Raw genomic sequence first — 22,492 nt, 5'->3', positions numbered from 1 at the left:
TTATAGTAGTGAGATGGCTCGCCTTGACGTCAGGCGATTTCGGCATGAGTTCGTGCCGATGAAGAAGGCTTGCCCACGCTCGCTAGCCACAGGCGTGAACAAGCCCAGAAAATGCTCGGCGATGACACTTTTCAGCGTTCTCGCATCGCTTCCGAAATGACTTCCGTGATGGGGGACAGCAAATAGTCAACAACTCTGCGCTTGTCGGTACGGATTTCCACGCTGGCCGTCATCCCGGCATGCAGCGCCAAACTGACGCCATTCGTCGTCTTGGCTGGAAGCGAAAGTTTAATTCTGGCGTCATAAATTGGCCCCTTCTTCTCGTCCGGGACCGCATCACGCGACAGGTGCTCCACCGTGCCGCGAAGCGTGCCGTACTTGCTATAAGGATAGCTGTCCACTTTGATGGTGACCTCCTGCCCAGAACGCACAAATCCGATGTCTCGATTCATCACCTTGGCATCCACCGCCAAAGTAGCGTTATCCGGCGCGATCACTAATAACTGCTGGGCTGGCTGCACTACGCCGCCTATTGTCTGGACCACCAGTTGCTGCACATAGCCGCTGACCGGCGCGCGCAGCGTTCGGGACTGCTCTCTCTCCCGATAGCGCCGTATGCTCAGTTCTACCTCATTCACCCTATCTTCGGCAGCCAGCAGTTCAGCCAGATATTGCCGCCGCGCATCTGCTCGATACTGGGCCAACTCCGCGTTCAGACGCGCTATGCTGGCCGTATACTGCAAGGTGCGCTGTTTTTCCGCGGCTAGGCTTTTCTGAGTGGAGATTTTTTCATTCTCGGCATCCAGCCATTGCAGGCGCGCGCCCATCTTCTGATCCATCAAGGTTTTCCACGCATGCGCCTTTTCCGTGACGACCTTCAAGCGAGCCTCCAGCTTTTCCTGCTCCAACATGCTGCCGGCTATTACCGCTCGACTTTCGGCCAATTGCGCACCCAAGGCGCGCTCTCGGGAAAAATAGACCGATAACTCTTCGGAAAGGCGTCGCTGCTTATGAGCAGTTTGCACCGCATCCTCGTCATCCGCCATCGTCACGTAGCGTTGTTGATCTATTCCATTCAGCAAGGCTTTGAGTCGCCTAATATCCAGCGAAGCCAATTGACGCTGGCGCTGTAATTGCGACACATCAACCTGATTTTCAGTGCTGTCCAGTTCAATGAGCGGCTGGCCAGACTTGACATGCATGCCATTGGCCACATGGATGCGACGCACGATCCCGGCTTCAAGCGACTGCACGGGCTTGACGCCCCCTTCTGGCACGAGCTGCCCGGTTGCCACTGCATTAATGTCGACCTCGCCTAACCATGCCCAAAAGACGGCCAGCACGAAAAATCCCATGATCAAGTACGACAAGGAGCGCCCCATAGGCGATGCTGGGGTTTCCAAAATTTCCAACGCAGCCGGCAAGAACTCCCTCTCATGAGAGGCACTGCTAGCCTCCTGCCAAGAGACAAAGCGCTGTCGGCAGTAATGGTAAAAACGCCGCATCATGATGTCTCTTCTTCCTGCAAATCTCCCGCCTGGATAGCGCAAAGGCGAGCGTAACGTCCTCCTCGTTCCAACAGCTCATCGTGACGCCCATCTTCGACAACCTGGCCGTTTTCTATCGTGATGATGCGATCAGCCTGCCTGACCGTAGACAGCCGGTGCGCAATGATCAATACCGTCCGTCCCTGGCATATGGCTCGCATATTCCGCTGGATGATGCTCTCGGATTCGTAATCCAAGGCGCTAGTCGCTTCGTCTAAAATCAGGATGCGCGGATTGGTAACCAAGGCGCGAGCGATGGCAATACGCTGCCGCTGACCACCTGAAAGGTTAGCACCGCGCTCCTCCAGCATAGTGTCGTAGCCCTCGGACAAGGCGAGAATGAAATCATGCGCGCCGGCCAGCTTGGCCGCCTCGACCACACGCTCCATCGACATACCCGGATCGGCCAGCGCAATGTTGTCGCGCACAGTACGATTGAACAGCAGGTTCTCTTGAAGCACCACGCCGACCTGCGTCCGGAGCCAATGCGTGTCCACCATGGACAAGTCAAAACCATCTACCAGCACCCTTCCTGATTCCGGAACATACATGCGTTGCACCAGCTTGGTCAGCGTACTTTTTCCAGATCCTGACGGCCCGACGATACCTACAGTCTGGCCAGCCGGAATGCGCAAACTGATGCGACGCAAGGTTTCAGGCTTATCTGGACGGTAGCGAAAAATGACTTGGTCCAAAACCAGCTCGCCATTAATCTCTCCCAGGCTCGCTCGATTCGGGTCATACCCCGGCTCCGTCGGGCTATTCAAGACATCGCCTAAGCGTTGTACCGATAAACGTGCTTGCTGAAAATCGTTCCACAACTGCGACAATCTGAGCACGGGCGCTGTCACATGGCCGGAAAACATATTAAAAGCTACTAGCTGCCCCACCGTTATGGAGCCATCGATAACCGCCTGTGCTCCCCAGTACAAAATACAAGCACCAGATAACTTGGACACCAATTGCACGCTTTGACTAGCGATATTCCCTAGATTAGCGCAACGAAAACTCGCATTGACATAGGCCGCCAACAATTCTTCCCAACGAGCTTGCGATTGAGGCTGCACCGACATTGCCTTCAAGGTTTCCACCCCAGTAACAGACTCAATGAGAAAAGATTGGCTTTCTGCATTCCTTCGAAATTTCTCGTCTACTCGCTTTCGCAAAATCGGTGTAACAAAAAGGGCGATCATGGCAAGACATGGCAAGGTCAATAAAACCACAGCTGTCAATGATGGGCTGTAATGCCACATTATTGCCAAAAATATCACCGTAAAAAATAAATCCATTAGCAAAGTCAATGCAGAGCTGGTAATAAACTCGCGAATACTTTCCAACTCACGCACCCTAGCAACCGTCTCACCTACGCGTCGAGACTGAAAATACGCCATAGGCAACGCCAGAAGATGGCGAAATAGCTTTGCCCCCAGCTCTACATCGATACGGTTAGCCGTATGAGAAAACACATAAGTACGCAAACCGCCCAATACAACCTCAAATATCGACACCGCAACCAAACCGAATATCAATATTTGCAATGTGCTCATAGACTGGTGCACCAACACCTTATCCATGACAACCTGAAAGAACAAAGGTGAAACCAGCGCAAACATCTGTATAAACAGAGACATTAACAACACATCAACAAGCAGGCGTTTGTATTTAAGTAATGCAGGAACGAACCAACTGATATCAAATACATCTTTCCCTTCAACTAACTTTGCCCGCTTAGCCAACAAGACTAAATAACCATTCCAAAGCGCTTCAAAGCACTGAATATCCATCATGGACATTTCGCCACTCAGCCCATTCTGTATCAGCACGCGCCCTTCAAGCGCCTTGGCCAGTAAGATAAACCTTCCATCATGCAACTCGGCTATGGCCGGCATCGGCGTGCGCTCCAGACGGCTACTAGCAACCTTGACTCGACGAGCCTTCAAGCCCAACCGGCGGCATAAACCCACCAATGTTTCACCATCACAAGTCCTCCCGATTAACTCACGGCGCAGCTGCTCCGCATCGACCGGCTGGCGAAAAAATTGCAGCAATATAAAAAGACAATTTAGCATGCTAGTGCAGCTAGCACTCTGATCCTTACTTGAAGACGCATGGTCACTCATAAAAATTCCCTTACCCGTACCAATTCCGGACTCCATTTATAAAACCATCTATTCCTTTTAAAATACTGGCACAACACTCCGCAAAAGTAGAACATCAGAAATCATATATGTTTTATAAAAACCACTAAAAATAAGATACCCCTATAGTTTTTAAAAATATAAAACAATAAACAATACTAGCCATGAATAAACATGGCACAACACAGCACTTTACAGTTAAAAATATAGGAGCATGCATAATAACCGTGCTTCACAAACAAAACGTTTATTGCTTTTTATTCAAAAAAGCAAAGCCTACTATCAGAATGCAGTGAAAAATTCAGCATTAAAATATCCAAACAAGCTGCTTAAAAAACCACTTTGAGAATCATATCTTTTCTGATTATGGATCGTAAATTTCTGAACTAATTCAGATGGTACCTAACACCGCAATCCAATCTCCTTTCCATTACCCTGAGCGTGACAGATCCTTTCATGGCAGATAACCATCTCTAGCACATGACTGCCTTCAAGGAAGTGTCAAGGATTATTGCCTTTGAAAACAACCTGCTTCACCCCACCCCATAGGCAACGTTGGCATATTAATGACTTCAATTACCGGCCGATAAATTATGAATCAGTATTCAATTGAATTAAATATAACAATAAGCATATTTAAATAAAATTAATTTCAAAAATCGCTCATTTTTCAAACAGCTAAGAGGGATGAATGTAGTGGTCTACTGTATTCGGACACCCACTTACCCGCCCCTGACAAATTTAAACCAAATTGCATTTTTTATAAGATTATCAATCCTTATGGTCTAATACGTAACCTCCTCCCACAAAACCGTCGCGGCGAAAAGTAGAGATTTCTGGCAAATTTAAGCCCACCCGGGCAGGAGATTTGCTATGAAGAAATCGAAGTTCACTGAAGAGCAGATCGCTTTCGCGCTGCGCCAGGCCGAATCGGGCACCACCGTCACGGAGGTCTGCCGCAAGATGGGCGTCTCCGAAGCCACTTTCTACAATTGGAAGAAGAAATACGGCGGCTTGGACGTCAGCGAGCTGTGTCGCTTGAAGCAGCTGGAAGAAGAGAATGCCCGCCTCAAGCGCATGGTCGCCGACCTGAGCCTGGACAAGCAGATGCTGCAGGAAGTCATCCAAAAAAAGCTATGAAGCCGGCTCGCCGACGCGAGCTGGCCCACTTCCTGATCGACGCCTACCGCGTCAGCATTCGTCGCGCCACCGCCGTCGTTCAACTGCGGCAGGCCACCTATTTTTATCGCCCACATCCGCGTGACGATCGTGCCGAGCGACAGCGAATCCGCGAGATCGCCGCCACGCGCATTCGTTACGGTGCGCGCCGCATCCACGTCCTGCTGCGGCGCGAGGGCTGGTTGATTAATCACAAGAAGACCTACCGGATATTGCGAGGAAGGGCTAAATCTGCGGCGCAAGCGGCCCAAGCGGCGGGTGGCGGCCGCGCATCGACAAACCCGGCCATCTCCAACTTGAACGCGTGCTGGAGCATGGATTTCGTGGCCGATCAGCTGTTCAACGGCCAAAAAATCCGGGCGTTAACTGTAGTGGATCATTTTAGCCGGGAGAGCTTGGCGATCACGGTGGATTTCGCGCTGAAAGCGGCGGACGTGGTGGCGACCATGCCGCACGTACAAACCCTGCGCGGGACGCCGCAACGGATTCAGGTCGATAATGGTAGCGAATTCATTTCGTTGGTGCTGGATCAATGGGCTTATGAGCACGGCGTCACGCTGGACCTCTCGCGGCCAGGCAAACCGACGGATAATGCCTTTATCGAGTCGTTTAACGGCAGCCTGCGGGATGAGTGCCTGAACGTGCATTGGTTTCTGTCGCTGGATGATGCGCGTGACGAAATCGAGCGTTGGCGACAGGATTACAACTAATTCAGGCCACACAGTTCGCTGGGCGAGCGGACTCCCAGCGAGTTTCGACTAGCCCATCTTGAAGCCGAAAATCTCCAACTTAGACCGCTCAGTTAGTTGGGAGGGGCACTGTTGCACAAATCCACCCCCACCGCAGCTTGGTAAGATAGCGGCATGACCAAGCCCGCTCCAAAACGCTACCGAACGACCAACTGGAAAGCCTACAACCAAGCCCTGATCCAACGCGGCTCTCTGTCCGTCTGGTTCGACACAACCATGTCATGGCAGGCGACTCCGCAGGGCAAGCGCGGGCGGACACAAACCTATAGCGATGTAGCTATTCAGTTCTGTTTGACTATCAAGAACCTGTTTGGACTGCCTTTGCGGCAGACCATCGGTTTCATCCAAAGCCTGCTCAAGCTGGCGGGCCTGGACTGGAGCGTCCCCGACTACAGCACGCTATCCAGACGGCAGCAAACGCTGCAGGTCCAAATTCCCTACCAGAAAGGCTCGGGCGCGCTGCATCTGCTGGTGGATAGCACTGGCATCAAGATGCTGGGCGAAGGCAATGGGATGGACGCCCCCTCCTCTAAACGGCATCGCAGTGCCACAGTGAGATGACTATCACCTCACTGAATTGAAGGGAGCGTCACCATGAACGGTAGAACGATCGGGTTGGATCTGGCCAAAAACGTGTTTCAAGTTCACGGAGTCGATGAACATGGCAAGGTGGTGCTGCGCAAACAGGTGACGCGACACCAAGTGGCTGCTTTCTTTGCCAACCTACCGCCCTGCCTCATTGGAATGGAGGCCTGTGGCAGCGCCCATCACTGGGCTCGCAAGCTCCAGAGCATGGGCCACGTCGTTAAACTGATGGCTCCCCAGTACGTCAAGCCCTATGTCAAGACCAACAAGAACGATGCTGCGGATGCCGAGGCCATCTGCGAGGCAGTGACCCGACCGAACATGCGGTTTGTGCCGATCAAGAATGTGGAACAGCAAAGCGTGCTGGCGCTGCACCGTGTACGTCAGGGTTTTGTCAAAGCCCGCACTGCCCAGGCAAACCAGATCCGTGGTCTGCTGGCTGAGTTCGGGCTGATCCTTCCCCAAGGCATCGGCCACATTGTCAACCAGGCTCCAGGACTCATTGAAGATGTCCGCAACGAACTGCCTGGATCATTTCGACTGCTGATTCAGCGCCTGCTTGATCATCTGAAGGCGCTGGACAAGCAAGTCAGCGAGCTCGAAACGCAGATACTAGCCTGGCACCGCCAAAGCGAGCTCAGCAAGAAACTAGAGCAAATACCGGGCATTGGCCCCATCACCGCCAGTGCGCTGGTCGCCTCTCTGGGTAACGCCAAGAACTTTGATGGGGGTCGGCAGGTGGCAGCCTGGCTGGGGCTGGTGCCTCGACAACACTCCAGCGGAGGGAAGCAAAACCTGCTAGGTATCAGCAAGCGCGGTGACACGTACCTCAGAACCTTGCTGATTCATGGTGCCCGAGCGGTGATCTTTCATGCAACCCGCAAGACGGAACCTGATGCGACCTGCAACTGGGTGAACCAGGTGGTCAACCGGCGCAACAAGAACGTGGCGGCGGTGGCGCTGGCTAACAAGAATGCTCGCATCGTCTGGGCATTGTTGGCTCATGATCGTCAGTATCAGGCGGGATATATCCCCACCAAGCTCTGCGCCTGATAAACCGACCGAGTGGTCGCCACCAAGTCAAGCAATAGCCATGGGGGGGAGTAGAACCAGCGATTGCTCAGGCAATCATGAAGTGATGGTAAGACAGGTCAGACCGTGGTTGGCAAAGCCCGTTCCATTCGCGGCACCTTAAGTGCGAGAAGGCGATTGAGGCGTCAACCAGCGTAACCCATCAGGGACAATGGCATGGTTCCACGAACAAAGTCCGAATGTACGGGTGCAATCTATACCTTCACGCTGTCATGAATTGAGCGCTTGGCAAACTGGGGGCGTCCATGTACGAATGGAAAACCAAGAAGCACGGTGCAGAATACCGCCGGCAATGGGGTAAGGTGCATCTGGGCATCGATGCGGAAACCCTGCAAATCCGCGCCATTGAAGTCACGGACAATCGCCAGGGCGATGCGCAAATGCTACTTTCGCTATTGGCGCAAATCCCGGCCGATGAGCCGATAGGCTGCGTGAGCGGCGACGGGGCTTTCGATACCAAAGCGTGCCATGAGGCGATTGCCGTGCGTGGCGCGATCGGATGCATTCCGCCCCGCAAGAATGCGAAACAGTGGAAAGGAAATTCGCTGGGGGTGCTGGCTCGCAACGAGATTCTACGGGCGACCAAGCGACTAGGCAGGGCGATCTGAAAACGTTGGAGCGGCTACTATCGCCGCAGCCTGGTGGAAGCCAAGATACATTGCTTCAAACGGTTGGGTGAAAAGGTGACGGCCCGGCGTTTCGATGGTCAAGTGGCAGAGCTGCAAGTACGCGCTGCTATCTTGAACCGCTTCAGCATGCTGGGCCGCCCTTGTACGGTGACTGTGGCGTAAATCTGTTTGGGGAAAGGGGAAACTCGTCCTGCCTGGGATTTGTGCAACAGAGCCGTCAAGAAGTTGAAAAATGGAAATGAATTTCATTATTGATCAGCATTCGATAGGCAAGGCTGACGCCCCGCCAGTGACATGTGGTATTTTAGGAACGACAAGAACAGCGGGGCATGCGCACTCTGGCTGTACACACCGCCATCCTTGTACTAATTTTACCATCCGCACCACACATCAGATCGACGCATCTCAAGTCAGGCTCTGTCATCAGGACCCAAAGTAGGAGCGAGAACCCCTTCAGCGCCCTACAGTAGCCCTACAACTCAACAAGCACAAAGAAAAACGACTTACAGCGGTTGCTGTAAGTCGTTGTTTTATCTGGTGGGCCCCCCGAGAGTCGAACTCGGCACCAACGGATTATGAGTCCGCTGCTCTAACCAAGCATGAGCTAGAGGCCCTGAAAGAGAGAGCGATTATAACGTGGAAAATAAAAATCCCCAAGCCTTGGCCTGGGGATTTCGCAAGATTTACGCCAAACGCTTACTGGCCGCCCGGTTCGTTGTCCAGGAAGCTGCGCAGACGCTCGGAGCGCGTCGGATGACGCAGCTTGCGCAGCGCCTTGGCCTCGATCTGACGAATACGCTCGCGGGTCACGTCGAACTGCTTGCCCACTTCTTCCAGCGTGTGGTCGGTGTTCATGTCGATGCCGAAACGCATGCGCAGGACTTTCGCCTCGCGCGGCGTCAGGGTGTCCAGCACTTCCTTGGTCGCGTCCTTCAGGCTGGAGTACATCGCCGCGTCGGACGGGGCCAGGTTGTTCTGGTCCTCGATGAAGTCGCCAAGATGGGAATCGTCGTCGTCGCCGATCGGGGTTTCCATGGAGATGGGCTCCTTGGAAATCTTCATGATCTTGCGGATCTTCTCTTCCGGCATTTCCATCTTCTCGGCCAGTTCCGCCGGATCCGGCTCGCGGCCGCTTTCCTGCAGGATCTGCCGCGAGATGCGGTTCATCTTGTTGATGGTCTCGATCATGTGCACCGGGATGCGGATGGTGCGCGCCTGGTCCGCGATGGAGCGGGTGATCGCCTGGCGAATCCACCAGGTGGCGTAGGTCGAGAACTTGTAGCCGCGGCGGTATTCGAACTTGTCCACCGCCTTCATCAGACCGATATTGCCCTCCTGGATCAGATCCAGGAACTGCAGACCGCGGTTGGTGTACTTCTTGGCGATGGAGATCACCAGACGCAGGTTGGCTTCGATCATTTCCTTCTTGGCGCGACGCGCCTTGGATTCGCCCGCCGACATCTGGCGGTTGATTTCCTTCAGGGCCTTGATCGACAGCATGGCCTTGTCCTGCAGATCGGACAGGCGGGTCTGCTTCTCGATGATGGCGTGCTTGAAGCGAGTCAGCGCCTCGCTCCAGGCCTTGCCGGAGGCAATCTCGTTTTCCACCCAATCCAGGTTGGTCTCGTTGCCCGGGAACACCTTGATGAAGTGGGCGCGGTCCATGCGCACGCGGCTGACGCAGATGTCCTGGATGTCGCGCTCGTAAGTGCGGATCTCGTTGACGCGGCCGCGCAGCGACTCACAGAGGCTTTCCACCTGACGGGTAGCGAAACGCACCAGCATGAATTCGGTGGTGATCGCGTCTTGCAGTTCCAGGTATTCCTTGCTCTGCGGACCCTTGGCGTTCAGCGCCTTGACCATCTTGTCGAACAAGAGGCGCACGCCGGCGAAGTGCTCCAGCGCTTCCTGCTTCAGCTCTTCCAGATTGGCCGCGGCATCGGCGTCGGCGTCGACTTCCTCGGCGTCCTCGTCCTCTTCCTCTTCCTCTTCCAGCAGCTCGTCCACGGCTTCCGGCTCGGCGAACTGAGCGTCAGCCTCGGTCGGGGCGTTGAGGTCGATAAAGCCGTCCACCACTTCGTCGACGCGGATTTCATCGCGCGCCACGCGCTCCATCAGCTCCAGCACCTCGGCGATGGTGCCGGGGCAGGCGGAGATGGCCTGGATCATGTACTTGAGGCCGTCCTCGATCCGCTTGGCGATCTCGATTTCGCCTTCGCGGGTCAACAGCTCCACCGAGCCCATTTCGCGCATGTACATGCGCACCGGGTCGGTGGTGCGGCCGAATTCGGAATCCACCGAGGACAGGGCCGCTTCGGCCTCTTCCACGGCATCCTCGTCCGCCACCGACGGGGTGGCGTCGGACATCAGCAAGGTTTCGGCGTCCGGCGCTTCTTCATATACCTGAATGCCCAGACCGGAAATCATCGTCACGATGTTTTCGATCTGCTCGGCGTCGGATACGTCTTCCGGCAGGTGGTCGTTGATTTCGGCGTAGGTCAAATACCCACGCTCTTTGCCCAGCGCGATCAGCTGGCGCAAGCGTTTCCGCTGCTCTTCCAGGCTCATCACTTCCGGTGGGCTGTCCTGCACATCTTTCTGGTTTTCGGGAGAGGCCGCCATTTCGCTTCCTGCTTGAAAAAAAGCCGAAAAAAACAGTTGATTATAACACAACTACCTGAACTTTTCCGCCGAGCCTGTTAACTCGGCGGCGAGAACATTTCCCGCAACAACTGGCCCATCAAGACCTTCTCCTCTGGCGTCAAACCTTCGTGCCGGTCCTTCTGTTTTAGCCGCTCCAGCTGCTCCGCATGCAGCATTTTCAACAATCTGGCGTTGCCATCCTGAAACAGCTGGCGGTCGTCGGCGCCGGGGTCCGAGAACTCGTCCGGATCCTGCATCGCCTGCTGCAGCACGCTGTCGATCAAACCTTCGTACGGCGTGCCGCGCAGGCCTTCAATCAATTGCGCCGTATTCGGCGATTCGCCATGCTCCAGCACGCGCTCGGCCAGCATGGCGAAGCAGGCCAGCTCGTCGGACAGCGCCAGGCTGTCCGGCAATTGGACATCGGCCGCCCATTCCGGGTTCATCAACAGCCACTTGATCAGTTTCTTGACCATGGTGGCGTTCAACGGACGCTGCGACTCCGCCGGCAGCCGGTACTCTCGCTTGCCGCCGCGGCCGCCGCGCTCTCGCTGCGGCTTGGCCTTGGCACCGGTGAGCATGTCCAGCTCATCGACATCGACGCCGGCCATCTCGGCCAGGCGCTTGCGTATCATGTAGCCGAACGCCGGCGCGACGATCTGCGCCAGCAGCGGCGTGGCCACGCGAATCAGCTCCGCCTGGCCCTCCGGCGTCGCGAGATTGACGCCTCGGCACAGCTCGCGGGTGAAATACACCGATAGCGGCAGGCTGTGCTGGGTCAACAATTCCTCAAACGCATCGGCGCCGAATTCGCGGACATAGCTGTCTGGATCGTGCTCGGTCGGCAGGAACAGAAAATTCAGCGACTTGCCGTCCACCAGCTGCGGCAAGCTGTTCTCCAGCGCCCGCCACGCCGCCTTCTGCCCGGCGGCATCGCCGTCGAAGCAGAAGTAGACCTGATCGGCATGCTTGAGCAACTTGCGCACATGCTCGCCGGTGGTGGCGGTGCCCAGCGTGGCGACTGCGTAGCTTATGCCGTATTGCGCCAGCGCCACCACGTCCATATAACCTTCGACCACCAGCACCCGGTTTTTATCCCGGATCGCCTGCCGCGCCTCGTACAGGCCGTAAAGCTCGCGGCCCTTTTCGAACAGCGGCGTTTCCGGCGAGTTCAGGTATTTCGGCTCGCCCTTGCCCAGCACCCGCCCGCCGAAGCCGACGATGGCGCCGCGCTGATTGCGGATAGGGAACATCAGCCGGTCTCGGAAGCGGTCGTAGCGACGGCCGCTATCCTCGGCGACGATCACCAGGCCGGCTTCCACCAGCTTCTCGTCCTGATAGTTCTGGACGGCGGCTTCCAGGTTCTGCCAGCCATCCGGCGCGTAGCCGAGGCCGAAGCGCGCGGCAATCTCGCCGGACAGCCCCCGCCCCTTGCAATAGGCGACGGCATTGGCCGCGCCCTTCAGCTCGCGGCGGTAGAAATCGCTGGCCTGCTGCATCAGCTGCTCCAGCGAAACCTGCTTCTCGCGCGCCTTGCGGCTGGCTTCCGGATTGACGCTGCGCTCGTTCGGCACCTGCATGCCTATGCCTTCGGCCAGCAGTTTCACGGCATCGATAAAACCTATGCCCTGATACTCCATGACGAAACCGATGGCCGAGCCATGCGCGCCGCAGCCGAAGCAGTGGTAAAACTGCTTGCTGGGGCTAACGGTAAATGAGGGCGACTTTTCCTTGTGAAAGGGGCAACAGGCCAGATAGTTCTGGCCGCCCTTTTTCAAGGGGACGTAGCGATCCACCACGTCGACGATGTCGACGCGGGACAGCAGTTGATCGATGAAATCCTGCGGAATCAAATCCTGCCACCTGATGCGTAGGTCACGCGCTCAGCTTGGCCTTGATCAGCGCCGAAACCTGCGCCATGTCGGCGCGGCCGGCCAGTTGCGGGCGCAACGCGCCCATCACCTTGCCCATGTCCTGCATGCCGGCGGCGCCGGTATCGGCCACGGCCTTGGCGATCAAGGCTTCGATCTCGGCCTGGCTCAGTTGTTGCGGCATGTAAGCCATCAGCACGTCCATCTCGGCCTGCTCCTTGTCCACCAGATCCTGGCGCTGCGCGGCCTGGTACTGGGAAATGGAGTCACGACGCTGCTTGATCATCTTGTCGATGACGGCGGTGATGCCGGCGTCGTCCAGTTCGATACGCTCGTCCACTTCTTTCTGCTTGATGGCGGCCAGCAACAGGCGGATCGCCGCCAGCTTGTCGGCTTCCTTGGCCTTCATGGCGGACTTCATGTCGTCGGTGATGCGAACTTTGAGGCTCATGTCGTGCTCACTTGAGATGCGGCGCTGCGATGGGCAGCATGGGAAATGCGGGAGTACAAATGGCAAAACCGCAGGCATGGCCTGCGGTCCTGCTTGGTGCCAGGGAAACTCTTAGTAGAGTTTCGGCGGCAGCATTTGGCTGCGGATGCGCTTGTAGTGGCGCTTAACCGCGGCAGCGTGCTTGCGCTTGCGCTCGGTGGTCGGCTTCTCGTAGAACTCGCGGGCGCGCAGTTCGGTCAGCAGACCAGTCTTTTCCACAGCGCGCTTGAAGCGACGCAGAGCTACTTCGAACGGTTCGTTCTCTTTAACGCGAATATTCGGCATTACTTAAGGGTCCTTGATTTCTTTAGGGCAGGGCCAAGGCCTCTGCCTGTAAAAACAGCATTTTAGCAATGTTGCTGCGATTATAAAAGTCTAAAAGGCTTCGTCACGCCTGGTTGTGGCGTTTTGCGCTGCAAATAGCGGGCGCTCAGGCCGAAAAAACGTCACGGCTTGACGGAAGAAATCACCCCCTCACTAGGAGAACTTGGCGTTGCACTATAAAAACGCTTCGGCATCCGGCCGGCCAGATAGGCGGCGCGGCCAGCTTCCACGGCCAGTTTCATCGCGTGCGCCATTTGAACCGGATTGCGCGCGGCGGCAATCGCGGTATTCATCAGCACGCCATCGCAGCCCAGCTCCATCGCGATCGCCGCGTCGGACGCGGTGCCGACGCCGGCATCCACAATCACCGGAACCTTGGACTGCTCGATAATCAATTGCAGATTCCACGGATTCAGAATGCCCATGCCGGAGCCGATCAGGCTGGCCAGCGGCATGATCGCGCAGCAGCCGATTTGCTCCAGCTCGCGCGCGACAATGGGATCATCCGAGGTATAGACCAACACGTCGAAACCTTCGGCCACCAGCACTTCCGCGGCCTTCAGCGTTTCTTTGACGTTGGGATACAGATTATTGGGGTCGCCCAGCACTTCCAGCTTCACGAAGCGGTGGTCGTCCAAGAGCTCGCGCGCCAGGCGCAGCGTGCGGATCGCATCCTCGGCGGAGTAGCAGCCCGCCGTGTTGGGCAGCAGGTTATACCGGCTTTGCGGCAAAAAGTCCAGCAAATTCGGCTCGTTAGGGTTCTGGCCCAGATTCACCCGACGGATCGCCGCCGTGATGATTTCCGCGCCAGAGGCCTCCAGCGCTTCGGCTGTCTGCTCGAAGCTGCTGTATTTGCCGGTCCCCACCAGCAAACGGGAATGGAACACCCTGCCCGCTATCACCAGTTGATCGCTCACCTGCACACCTCTTCTTCTATCGGTTAATACGGGATGGCCTGCGCGGGCGAACTAGCCGCCGCCGACAGCCACCACGATTTCCAGCACGTCGCCGTCAGCCAGCCGCGACTCGGCATAGCTGCTGCGCGGGACGATCTCGCCGTTGCGCTCGATGGCGATGCGCTTGCCGGTCAAGGCCAGCGCGTCGATCAGCTCGGCAAACGTGGCGACGCCGGCGACGCTTTTCGCCTCGCCGTTGATCTGCAAGTTCAATTGACTCATTTTCTCTCCACGCGTTGCACCACCGCCAGCTGGCGGATGGCGGCGAGCACGCGCTCCAGATGCTCCACGCCCTCCACTTGCAGGCGGAAGTGGATGTTGAACAGGCCGTCGCCGTCGCGGCTGCTGTCCTGGGTGTCGGCACTCTCGATATTGGCCGAGGCCTGCGAAATGGCCGTGGCGATGTCGGCCAGCGCGCCGCGCTCGTTGCGCGCCAGCACGCCGACGGTGGCGCCGAACATCCGGTCGCGCTGCGCCTCCCAGTTCACTTCCAGCAGCTTGTCGTGATCGGCGCGGCGCGCATTCGGACATTCCACGCGGTGGATCACCAGGCCCTGGCCCTTGGTGATCACGCCCAGGATATCGTCGCCGGGCAAAGGATTGCAGCAGCTGGACAGCTGCACCATGCCGGCCTCGTTGCCGCGTATGGTGATGGGGCCGACACGCACGCCCTCGCCCAGCCGCTCGCCGGCCAGCTCCAGCATGCGGCGCGCCACCACGATGGGCAGCAGCTTGCCGGCGCCGATCTCGGCCAGCACGTCTTCAAAGCCGCTGATTTTCTCTCCATAGGCGGCGAGGTATTCGGCGCGCAGTTCCTCGCTGACCGCCAGCGGCGTGGACGCCAGCGCGCCCACGGCTTGGCGCAGCAGCTTTTCGCCCAGCGAAACGGCTTCCTCGCGCTGCAGGCTCTTCAAATAGTTGCGGATGCCGGAGCGGGCGCGGCCGCTCTGCACAAAGGCCAGCCAGGACGGATTGGGCTTGGCCTGGGTCGACGTTATGATTTCCACGGTGTCGCCATTGCGCAACACCGTACGCAGCGGCACCAGCGCGTGATTGACGCGCGCGGCGATGCAGCGATGGCCGATGTCGGTGTGCACCGCATAGGCAAAGTCCACCGGCGTGGCGCCTTGCGGCAGCACCATGATCTTGCCCTTGGGCGTGAACACGTACACCTCGTCCGGGAACAGGTCGATCTTGATGTGCTCCAGGAACTCGACGGCGTCGTCGCTCTCCTCCTGCATGTCCAACAGCTTTTGCAGCCACTGGTGGGTGCGCTGCTGGGCGGTGTTGACGCCCTCGCCGCTCTTGTACATCCAGTGCGAGGCCACGCCGGCCTCAGCCACATTGTGCATTTCGCGGGTGCGGATCTGCATCTCCACCGGCGTACCGTACGGGCCGAACAGCGTGGTATGCAGGCTCTGGTAGCCATTGCCCTTGGGAATGGCGATGTAATCCTTGAATTTGCCGGGAATCGGCTTGTACAGGCTGTGCAGCGCGCCCAGGGCCAGGTAGCAGGCCGGCACGTCATTGACGACGACGCGGAAGCCATAGATGTCCAGCACTTCGGAAAACGACAGGTGCTTCTCCTGCATTTTCTTGTAGATGCTGTAGAGATTCTTTTCGCGGCCCTTGATGGTGGCCTCGATATTGCTCTGCACCAGCCGCTGGCTGACCGCCAGCAGAATCTTGTTGACCACTTCGCGGCGGTTGCCGCGCGCGGCGCGCACCGCCTTGGACAGCACGCTGTAGCGATGCGGATGCAGATGCTTGAACGCCAGGTCCTGCAGTTCGCGGTAGACCTTGTTCAGGCCGATGCGGTTGGCGATCGGCGCGTAGATTTCCAGCGTTTCCAGCGCGATGCGGCGACGCTTGTCCTCGCGCATGGAGTCCAGCGTGCGCATATTGTGCAGCCGGTCGGCCAGCTTGACGATGATGACGCGGATGTCGCGCGCCATCGCCAGCACCATTTTGCGGAAGCTTTCAGCCTGGGCCGCTTCCTTGGTCTGGTATTCCAGCCGCTCCAGCTTGGACAGGCCGTCCACCAGATCGGCGACGATCTTGCCGAACTTTTCGATCAGCGTCGGCTTGGTGACGCCGGTGTCTTCCAGCACATCATGCAGCAAGGCCGCGGCCAGGCCCTGCACATCCAGCCGCCAGTCGGTGAGCATGGTGGCCACCGCCAGCGGATGGGTGATGTAGGGCTCGCCGCTCTTGCGGGTCTGCCCCTCATGCGCCTCGCGGCTGACCGCGAAAGCCTGCTTGAGCAGCGCGACGTCTTCCGGCTTGAGGTAGCGGGCGGCGTTCTCGAAGAAAACCGCCGCTTCGGACTCGATCAGGGCGTCGTAATCAATACCGGTCTCAATGCCGCTGGCCATCGTCCACTCCAATTACAGCGAATCAGGCCTTGCCGCGGTTGAGGATTTCCTTGCCGACATGGCCGGCGGCGATTTCACGCAGGGCAACCACGGTCGGCTTGTGGCGACCCGGCTCGACAAAGGCGCTGGCGCCGGAAGCCACTTGGCGCGCGCGGTAAGCGGCGGCCAGAGTCAGGTCAAAGCGGTTCTGGATGCGATCCAGACAATCGTCAACAGTAATACGGGCCATGGGTTCTCTCTGCTAAATGACGTTACAGGGTTCACTATATCGAATTTTCGCCTTGGCAAGTCAGCCTCGGCGACACTATTTTTACTGCGCGCCGGCCGTTCCCATGTGACGGAACATCTCGGCCAGGCGGCGGCACTGCACTTCGCTGCGCAAGCGGCGGGCGCGGACGATGCTGATCAGGTCCAGCCGCGCGCGCTCGAAGTCGTCGTTGACCACGATGTAGTCGTATTCGGCGATCTTGTCGATCTCGGCGCGGGCCGATGCCAGACGGCGCAGGATGACTTCCTCAGTATCGGTATCGCGGCCGCGCAGGCGGCGCTCCAGCTCCTCGATGGACGGCGGGGCGATGAAGATGCCGATTGCGCCGGGAAACACTTTGCGCACCTGTTCGGCGCCTTGCCAGTCGATTTCCAGCAGGATGTCCTGGCCGACTTCCAGGCGGCTGCGGATCCACGGCGCGCTGGTGCCGTAGTAGTTGCCGTAAACCTCGGCGTACTCGAGGAAGTCGCCGCGATCGATCATGGCATCGAAGGTGGCCTTGTCGACGAAGTGGTAGTGCTTGCCATCGATTTCGCCCTTGCGCGCCGGACGGGTGCTGTAGGAAATCGACAGTTCGACGCTGGGCTCGGCCTGCAGCAAGGCGGTCACCAGCGAGGTTTTGCCGGCGCCGGACGGCGCCACCACGATGTAGATGTTACCGATGGGCTGGTCCATGAGAATTCAGTACAACTTTGCCAAAGAGTAATTTTTCAGGATAGCACAGCAGGCCGTGGATTGTTAATAGAAGACATATTTTCACGTCAAGATTTAGGTGTTTGAGCCCCCTCGGCCCGATAATGCGCCGTTTTCGTTTTGACGCAACACACCTTGGAGTCGCCCCGAATGCAACTGCTGGAGAGCTTGTTCAAGCTGAAAGAACACGGCACCACGGTCCGGACCGAAGTCATCGCCGGCTTCACCACCTTCCTGACCATGGCTTATATCGTGCTGGTCAACCCGCTGATCCTGTCGAGCACCGGCATGGATCTGAACGCGGTGTTCGTGGCCACCTGCCTGGCCGCAGCCCTCGGCACCGCCATCATGGGCCTGGTGGCCAACTACCCTATCGCCCTGGCCCCGGGCATGGGCCTGAACGCCTATTTCACTTTCAGCGTGGTCAAGGGCATGGGCCTGTCGTGGGAAACTGCCCTCGGCGCGGTATTCATCTCCGGCATCGTATTCTTGGCGGTCAGCCTGTTCAAGGTGCGGGAAGCCATCGTCAACGCCATTCCGCAATCGCTGAAGTTCGCCATCTCGGCCGGCGTCGGCATGTTCCTGGCCATCATCGCGCTGAAGAACGCCGGCGTGATCGCGCCGCACCCGGAAACCTATCTGACGCTGGGCGACATCCATAAGCCGACCACGCTGTTGGCCATCGTCGGCTTCTTCCTGATCGTGGCGCTGGAATACCGCAAGGTGCCGGGCTCCATCATCATCGGCATCCTGACCGTGACCGCGCTGTCGATCGCCTTCGGCCTGTCGCCGTTCAAGGGCATCGTCGCCCCGGTGCCGAGCATGGAACCGACTTTCATGAAGATGGACATCGCCGGCGCGCTGCAAGCCGGCTTGATCGGCGTCATCTTCGTATTCTTCTTCGTCGACCTGTTCGACACCACCGGCACTCTGGTGGGCGTGTCGCACCGCGCCGGCCTGCTGGACAAGGACGGCAAGCTGCCGCGGCTGAAGCGCGCGCTGATGGCGGACTCCATCGCCATCACCGCCGGCGCCGTGATGGGCACCTCGTCCACCACCGCCTATGTCGAATCCGCCGCCGGCACCGCCGTGGGCGGCCGCACGGGCCTGACCGCCGTGGTGGTGGCCCTGCTGTTCCTGGCCGCGCTGTGGCTGTCGCCGCTGGCCGCCACCGTGCCGGCCTACGCCACCGCGCCGGCGCTGTGCTATGTCGCCGTGCTGATGGCGCGCGGCCTCGCCGAGATCGAATGGAACGACCTGACCGAATCCGCGCCGGCCGTGATGACCGCGCTGGCCATGCCGTTCACCTTCTCCATCGCCGACGGCATCGCCTTCGGCTTCATCAGCTACGCCGTGATCAAGATTCTGGCCGGCCGCTTCGCCGATCTGAAGCCGGCCGTGCTGGTGATCGCCGCGTTGTGGGTGTTCAAGCTGGCGTTCTTCCACTAAACGCGGAATAATCGTTTCGCCTCTGGGCTCGCCGCCATGCGCGGCGAGCCTTTTTGCTGCCGACTGAATCGCTTCAGTCGCGCAGTCTCTTGATTTCGAAGTACAATACAGCCATGGAAAACCTCAGCAATCTCGACTACTCCAGCTATCTGAAAGGCTGGATCCGCACCGTACCGAACTGGCCGCAGCAAGGCGTGATGTTCCGCGACATCACTCCGCTGCTGCAGAACCCGAAAACCTTCCGCATGCTGATCGACATCTATGTCCATCGCTACATGACGGAGAAGGTGGACCTGGTGGCCGGCCTGGACGCGCGCGGCTTCATCATCGGCTCGGTGCTGGCCTATGAGCTGAATGTCGGCTTCGTGCCCATCCGCAAGAAGGGCAAACTGCCGTTCACCACGGTGGAAGAGGAATACGAACTGGAATACGGCAACGCGACGGTGGAAATGCATACCGACGCCTGCAAGCCGGGCGACCGCGTCATCCTGATCGACGACCTCGTCGCCACCGGCGGCACCATGATGGCCGGCTACAAGTTGCTGAAGCGCATGGGCGCCGATGTGCTGGAAGCCGCGGCCATCATCGAGTTGCCGGAACTCGGCGGCGGACAGCTGGTGCGCGACGGCGGCCTGGACCTGTTCACCGTCTGCAGCTACAAGGGACACTGATTCCCAAGCGCCGCGTCAACCATTGCCAACGGAACCGAGCACGGTTCCGTTTTTTATTGCCCGCCGCCAAACAAAAAAGCCCGGCGCAAGGCCGGGCAAGGGACACGGAGTCATACCACTACTCAATCCTTCTCCAGGGACACCTGAACGGCCTGGCCGCTGACGCGCAGTTTCAGCGGCGCGCCGGGCGTATTGGCCCAATCTCCGTTCACGGTCATGGCCTGGCCATTGACCTGATAATCCAGCTTGGCCTGACGGTTGGCGCTGAACGCCAGCTTCACCATCTGGCCATGGACCTGAACATCGGCAGCCGGCTGCGCGCCGTGCAGCTCGACATCCGCTTTGACGGCCTGCCCGTCGAGCGACAAGGTCCGGCTCTCGCCCTTGAAGTCCAGCGTCAAGGCGTCGCCCTTGGCGTTCAGCTCGCCGACTTTGCCTTCGACATCGCCCTTGATCGCGCGGCCATTGAGCTTGACCAGGCGGTAGGCGCCCTTCAGATCGACATCAATCGCCTGGCCATGCACCTGCACGGCATCAAAAGTGCCGTTCAGGTCGCCATCGAAAGCCTTCAAGTCGACATCGATCTGCTTGCCCGGCTTGACGTTGCCCTTTATCACCAGGCCGCAGCGGTCTGCCGCCACGGCGCCCAGATCGATCTGAAATGTCAGCTCTCGGCCCTGCCGCGTGGCGTTGACTTTGCAACGCGTGTCGGACCAGTTGCGCTTCTCCAGATTCAACTTGTACGGTTTGGCGGCGTCGACGCTGAGTTCCAGCTTCACGGCATCGCCGCGGAAATTCAGCTTGTCGATATTGCCGGTCTCTTCCGCCTGGGCGGCGCCTGCCGCCAGCATCAGGCAGCAGGCGATTCTAACGGTGTGCATCAATACTTCCCCTTCACAGAGCTTCAATTCAGAAACAGCCAGTACAGCGCAGCGCAGGCCGTCAGCGCCGCGGCGATGCCGGACAACCGGATCGCCAGCTGCTGGCGGCTATGGCGCAGAATGCGGCGGCGGGCGAAGGCGGCAGCCGCCATTTGCCGGGTCTCGGTCAGGATGGCCAGCAATTGGCTTTCGCTGCCGCGGTCGCTCGCCGCATCGCGAATATAACCGCGATAGTCGTTGAGAATCTTGCGCAATTCGGCTTCCGGCAGCTGTACCAAAGTCAGTTGCAACTGTTGCAGGCAGGCATCGTTCTTCATGATCGTCACTCCCATTTGATTGCAAGTTTATGGTTCAGGCCGCGGCGTTTTCGCGGTCTTTGCCGGATACCAGTTCAATCTGATACTTCACATAGGCCACCAGCGCGCGCCAGGTCAGCCGCGTCAGCCAGACGCAGAACAACAGTCCCAAAGCGCCAGCCGTCAGCAAGCCCAAGCCCACCACCAGCGCGCTCATCCCCACTGACAGGCCAGGCAAGGCATCGATCTGGATGTGGTCGGTGCCGTCTTTGAGCGCGATCCTGCTTTCTGAAATTTCCAGCGCGCTATCGCCATCCCTCAGCGAAATGCTGCCTTTGGCGCCGCTGGCGTCGAACTTCAGCGCGGCGCCGCCGGCCGAGGCGTCCAATTTCACCAGCCGGCTGTTGTCGTCGACACGGGCGGTGAACACATCCCCGCTGTCTTCGCGCAGGGTCAGTTCGCGGATTTCGCGGCCATTGACGCTGACCTCGTGCGCATCGATCCGGGCCAACTGGCGCACGGCCGGCTGGCTGGCGTCCACCTGCAATTTGCCCTGCCGTTTGAACACCAGCAGCGCGTCGCCCTGCCGGGTCTTGAGCTCGAAACGGTCGCCATCATCCGGATTCAGCATCAGGCGTCCGTTATCTATCCAGACCTGCTCGGCGTGATCGTCCTTATCGCTGCGCCAGGCCATTTCCGCGCCATGGTCGCCGTGGCGGCCGATATACCAGCCGGAACCGTCGCTGGTGAATTGCGGCCAGCCGAACAAGCCGTGGCTGCCCCAAGCCACCACCACCACCAGGCCCGACAGCAGCAAGCTGACCGACACGATATAACCGACGGTCAGGAAGATCAGATAGATCATGAACGGCAAGGCCAGCACGAAATTCAGCACGCCCAGCCCCGCGATCGAAACCACCACCCGCGACAGATTGGTGAAGGAGCGATGCTCCTGCCATTGCCGATAGTGGGTTTGCGCCTTCAATTCGCGCGCCAGCTTCTGCGGGCTGCCCAGCGCCGCCACCACCTCGGCTTCATCGCGGCCATCGGCCAGCGCGTCGTTGAAATACTCTTCATAGTCGGCGAGGATTTCCTTCACCGTTTCCGGCCTCAGGCCGGACAGCCCCTGTTCAAGCTGACGCAAGAAATCTTTCCGTGTCATTGCGGTGCCTCCTCTGTCATTGCCGCCGGTCCGCCCCGCAGCACGTTTTCCACTTCGGCCACAAACTCCTGCCATTCCCGCCGCATCATTTCCAGCTCGCGCCGGCCGTTGTCGGTCAGCTTGTAATATTTGCGCGAGGGGCCGGACGACGATTCGACCAGATAGGTACTGACCCATAACTCATTCTGCAGCCGGCGCATCAGCGGATAGATGGTGCCTTCGCTGATGTCCATGCCCTGCGACAACTTGCTGACCAGTTCGTAGGCGTAGCTGTCGGCCTGGGCCAGCACCGCCAGTACGCACATGTCCAGCGTGCCCTTTTTCAATTGTGTCTTCATATTCGATCTTCCTCGCCGACTGGCAATACACGATACCTTGCATTACAAGGGTCATCGTTGGACTGCTGCATGCGGATGTCTGACTGAACTGTATGGCAAGATACCTTGTATCGCAAGGTATCTTTCATTACCCTGCGCAACGTGAATGGAATTGCT

The 22,492-nt window shown here is 58.4% G+C and carries 19 protein-coding genes, 1 tRNA gene and 2 pseudogenes; 6 read left to right on the top strand and 16 right to left on the bottom strand.

Annotation, left to right across the window (positions count from 1 at the left end; translation table 11 throughout):
• Nucleotides 1–131: 131 nt before the first annotated feature.
• Nucleotides 132–1,508 carry an HlyD family type I secretion periplasmic adaptor subunit gene (locus tag JHD59_RS14250; protein WP_199154718.1) on the bottom strand — a complete coding sequence of 459 codons (1,377 nt, stop codon included), beginning with the start codon at nucleotides 1,506–1,508 and terminating at the stop codon, nucleotides 132–134.
• Nucleotides 1,505–3,667, bottom strand: a complete 2,163-nt coding sequence (locus JHD59_RS14245) for a type I secretion system permease/ATPase (protein ID WP_233164168.1) — start codon at nucleotides 3,665–3,667, stop codon at nucleotides 1,505–1,507. Before JHD59_RS14245 ends, JHD59_RS14250 begins: the two co-directional genes overlap by 4 nt.
• An 891-nt stretch (nucleotides 3,668–4,558) precedes the next feature.
• Between JHD59_RS14245 and JHD59_RS14240 the strand changes: the two are divergent.
• The 4 genes and pseudogenes from JHD59_RS14240 to JHD59_RS14225 form a co-directional block, all read left to right on the top strand.
• A pseudogene (locus tag JHD59_RS14240) lies at nucleotides 4,559–5,670 on the top strand (IS3 family transposase).
• A 57-nt stretch (nucleotides 5,671–5,727) separates the two neighbouring features.
• A complete protein-coding gene (locus JHD59_RS14235) occupies nucleotides 5,728–6,174 on the top strand; it encodes an IS5 family transposase (RefSeq protein WP_255521399.1) in 447 nt (148 codons plus the stop codon).
• A gap of 33 nt (nucleotides 6,175–6,207) precedes the next feature.
• Nucleotides 6,208–7,251 (top strand): IS110 family transposase, encoded by a 1,044-nt coding sequence (locus tag JHD59_RS14230; RefSeq protein ID WP_199154717.1) that lies wholly within the window; start codon nucleotides 6,208–6,210, stop codon nucleotides 7,249–7,251.
• Nucleotides 7,252–7,541: 290 nt separating this feature from the next.
• Nucleotides 7,542–8,081 (top strand): annotated as a pseudogene (locus JHD59_RS14225) (IS5 family transposase); the annotation flags it as partial.
• A 373-nt stretch (nucleotides 8,082–8,454) separates the two neighbouring features.
• Here JHD59_RS14225 and JHD59_RS14220 read toward each other — a convergent pair.
• The 10 genes from JHD59_RS14220 to gmk form a co-directional block, all read right to left on the bottom strand.
• Nucleotides 8,455–8,533 (bottom strand) — tRNA-Ile (locus JHD59_RS14220).
• An 82-nt stretch (nucleotides 8,534–8,615) separates the two neighbouring features.
• A complete protein-coding gene (gene rpoD / locus JHD59_RS14215; RefSeq protein WP_199154716.1) occupies nucleotides 8,616–10,541 on the bottom strand; it encodes an RNA polymerase sigma factor RpoD in 1,926 nt (641 codons plus the stop codon).
• Nucleotides 10,542–10,618: 77 nt separating this feature from the next.
• Nucleotides 10,619–12,415, bottom strand: a complete 1,797-nt coding sequence (gene dnaG, locus JHD59_RS14210) for a DNA primase (protein ID WP_199154715.1) — start codon at nucleotides 12,413–12,415, stop codon at nucleotides 10,619–10,621.
• Nucleotides 12,416–12,437: 22 nt separating this feature from the next.
• Complete coding sequence (locus JHD59_RS14205) at nucleotides 12,438–12,884, bottom strand: GatB/YqeY domain-containing protein (RefSeq protein ID WP_106077613.1); 447 nt, start codon at nucleotides 12,882–12,884, stop codon at nucleotides 12,438–12,440.
• Nucleotides 12,885–12,995: 111 nt separating this feature from the next.
• Nucleotides 12,996–13,208: a 30S ribosomal protein S21 gene (gene rpsU, locus JHD59_RS14200; protein ID WP_043578765.1), complete on the bottom strand. Its 213-nt coding sequence runs from the start codon at nucleotides 13,206–13,208 to the stop codon at nucleotides 12,996–12,998.
• A 161-nt stretch (nucleotides 13,209–13,369) separates the two neighbouring features.
• On the bottom strand, nucleotides 13,370–14,164 hold the full coding sequence (locus JHD59_RS14195) for a thiazole synthase (protein WP_043621760.1): 795 nt from the start codon (nucleotides 14,162–14,164) through the stop codon (nucleotides 13,370–13,372).
• Nucleotides 14,165–14,215: 51 nt separating this feature from the next.
• The gene (thiS, locus tag JHD59_RS14190; RefSeq protein ID WP_199154714.1) at nucleotides 14,216–14,425 is read right to left on the bottom strand and encodes a sulfur carrier protein ThiS; all 210 of its coding nucleotides are present in this window, start codon (nucleotides 14,423–14,425) and stop codon (nucleotides 14,216–14,218) included.
• On the bottom strand, nucleotides 14,422–16,578 hold the full coding sequence (locus JHD59_RS14185; protein ID WP_103316578.1) for a bifunctional (p)ppGpp synthetase/guanosine-3',5'-bis(diphosphate) 3'-pyrophosphohydrolase: 2,157 nt from the start codon (nucleotides 16,576–16,578) through the stop codon (nucleotides 14,422–14,424). The genes thiS and JHD59_RS14185 overlap by 4 nt, the downstream gene beginning before the upstream one ends.
• A 22-nt stretch (nucleotides 16,579–16,600) precedes the next feature.
• Nucleotides 16,601–16,807 (bottom strand): DNA-directed RNA polymerase subunit omega, encoded by a 207-nt coding sequence (gene rpoZ / locus JHD59_RS14180; protein WP_043578754.1) that lies wholly within the window; start codon nucleotides 16,805–16,807, stop codon nucleotides 16,601–16,603.
• A gap of 81 nt (nucleotides 16,808–16,888) precedes the next feature.
• Nucleotides 16,889–17,521 (bottom strand): guanylate kinase, encoded by a 633-nt coding sequence (gene gmk, locus JHD59_RS14175; protein WP_103316576.1) that lies wholly within the window; start codon nucleotides 17,519–17,521, stop codon nucleotides 16,889–16,891.
• Nucleotides 17,522–17,674: 153 nt separating this feature from the next.
• Between gmk and JHD59_RS14170 the strand changes: the two genes are divergently transcribed.
• Entirely contained in the window at nucleotides 17,675–18,988 is a 1,314-nt protein-coding gene (locus JHD59_RS14170) for an NCS2 family permease (protein WP_199154713.1), read from the top strand.
• A gap of 113 nt (nucleotides 18,989–19,101) precedes the next feature.
• Nucleotides 19,102–19,659, top strand: a complete 558-nt coding sequence (locus JHD59_RS14165) for an adenine phosphoribosyltransferase (RefSeq protein WP_043621775.1) — start codon at nucleotides 19,102–19,104, stop codon at nucleotides 19,657–19,659.
• Nucleotides 19,660–19,781: 122 nt separating this feature from the next.
• Here the strand turns inward: JHD59_RS14165 and JHD59_RS14160 are convergent, their stop codons facing one another.
• Genes JHD59_RS14160 through JHD59_RS14145 form a run of 4 tightly spaced genes read right to left on the bottom strand, consistent with a single transcriptional unit; the run spans nucleotide 19,782 to nucleotide 22,336 of the window.
• Nucleotides 19,782–20,540, bottom strand: a complete 759-nt coding sequence (locus tag JHD59_RS14160) for a hypothetical protein (RefSeq protein ID WP_199154712.1) — start codon at nucleotides 20,538–20,540, stop codon at nucleotides 19,782–19,784.
• 23 nt (nucleotides 20,541–20,563) lie between these two features.
• Nucleotides 20,564–20,857: a DUF1700 domain-containing protein gene (locus tag JHD59_RS14155; protein ID WP_199154711.1), complete on the bottom strand. Its 294-nt coding sequence runs from the start codon at nucleotides 20,855–20,857 to the stop codon at nucleotides 20,564–20,566.
• Between the two features lie 34 nt (nucleotides 20,858–20,891).
• Nucleotides 20,892–21,980, bottom strand: a complete 1,089-nt coding sequence (locus tag JHD59_RS14150; RefSeq protein ID WP_199154710.1) for a DUF1700 domain-containing protein — start codon at nucleotides 21,978–21,980, stop codon at nucleotides 20,892–20,894.
• Between the two features lie 14 nt (nucleotides 21,981–21,994).
• Nucleotides 21,995–22,336 carry a PadR family transcriptional regulator gene (locus tag JHD59_RS14145; protein ID WP_199154709.1) on the bottom strand — a complete coding sequence of 114 codons (342 nt, stop codon included), beginning with the start codon at nucleotides 22,334–22,336 and terminating at the stop codon, nucleotides 21,995–21,997.
• Nucleotides 22,337–22,492 lie beyond the last annotated feature (156 nt).

Source organism: Chromobacterium sp. ASV23, from assembly GCF_016428945.1.
Classification (GTDB): Bacteria; Pseudomonadota; Gammaproteobacteria; order Burkholderiales; family Chromobacteriaceae; genus Chromobacterium; species Chromobacterium sinusclupearum.
Note: the sequence above shows the minus strand (reverse complement) of the source record. Positions and strands in the feature narration are given on the sequence as shown.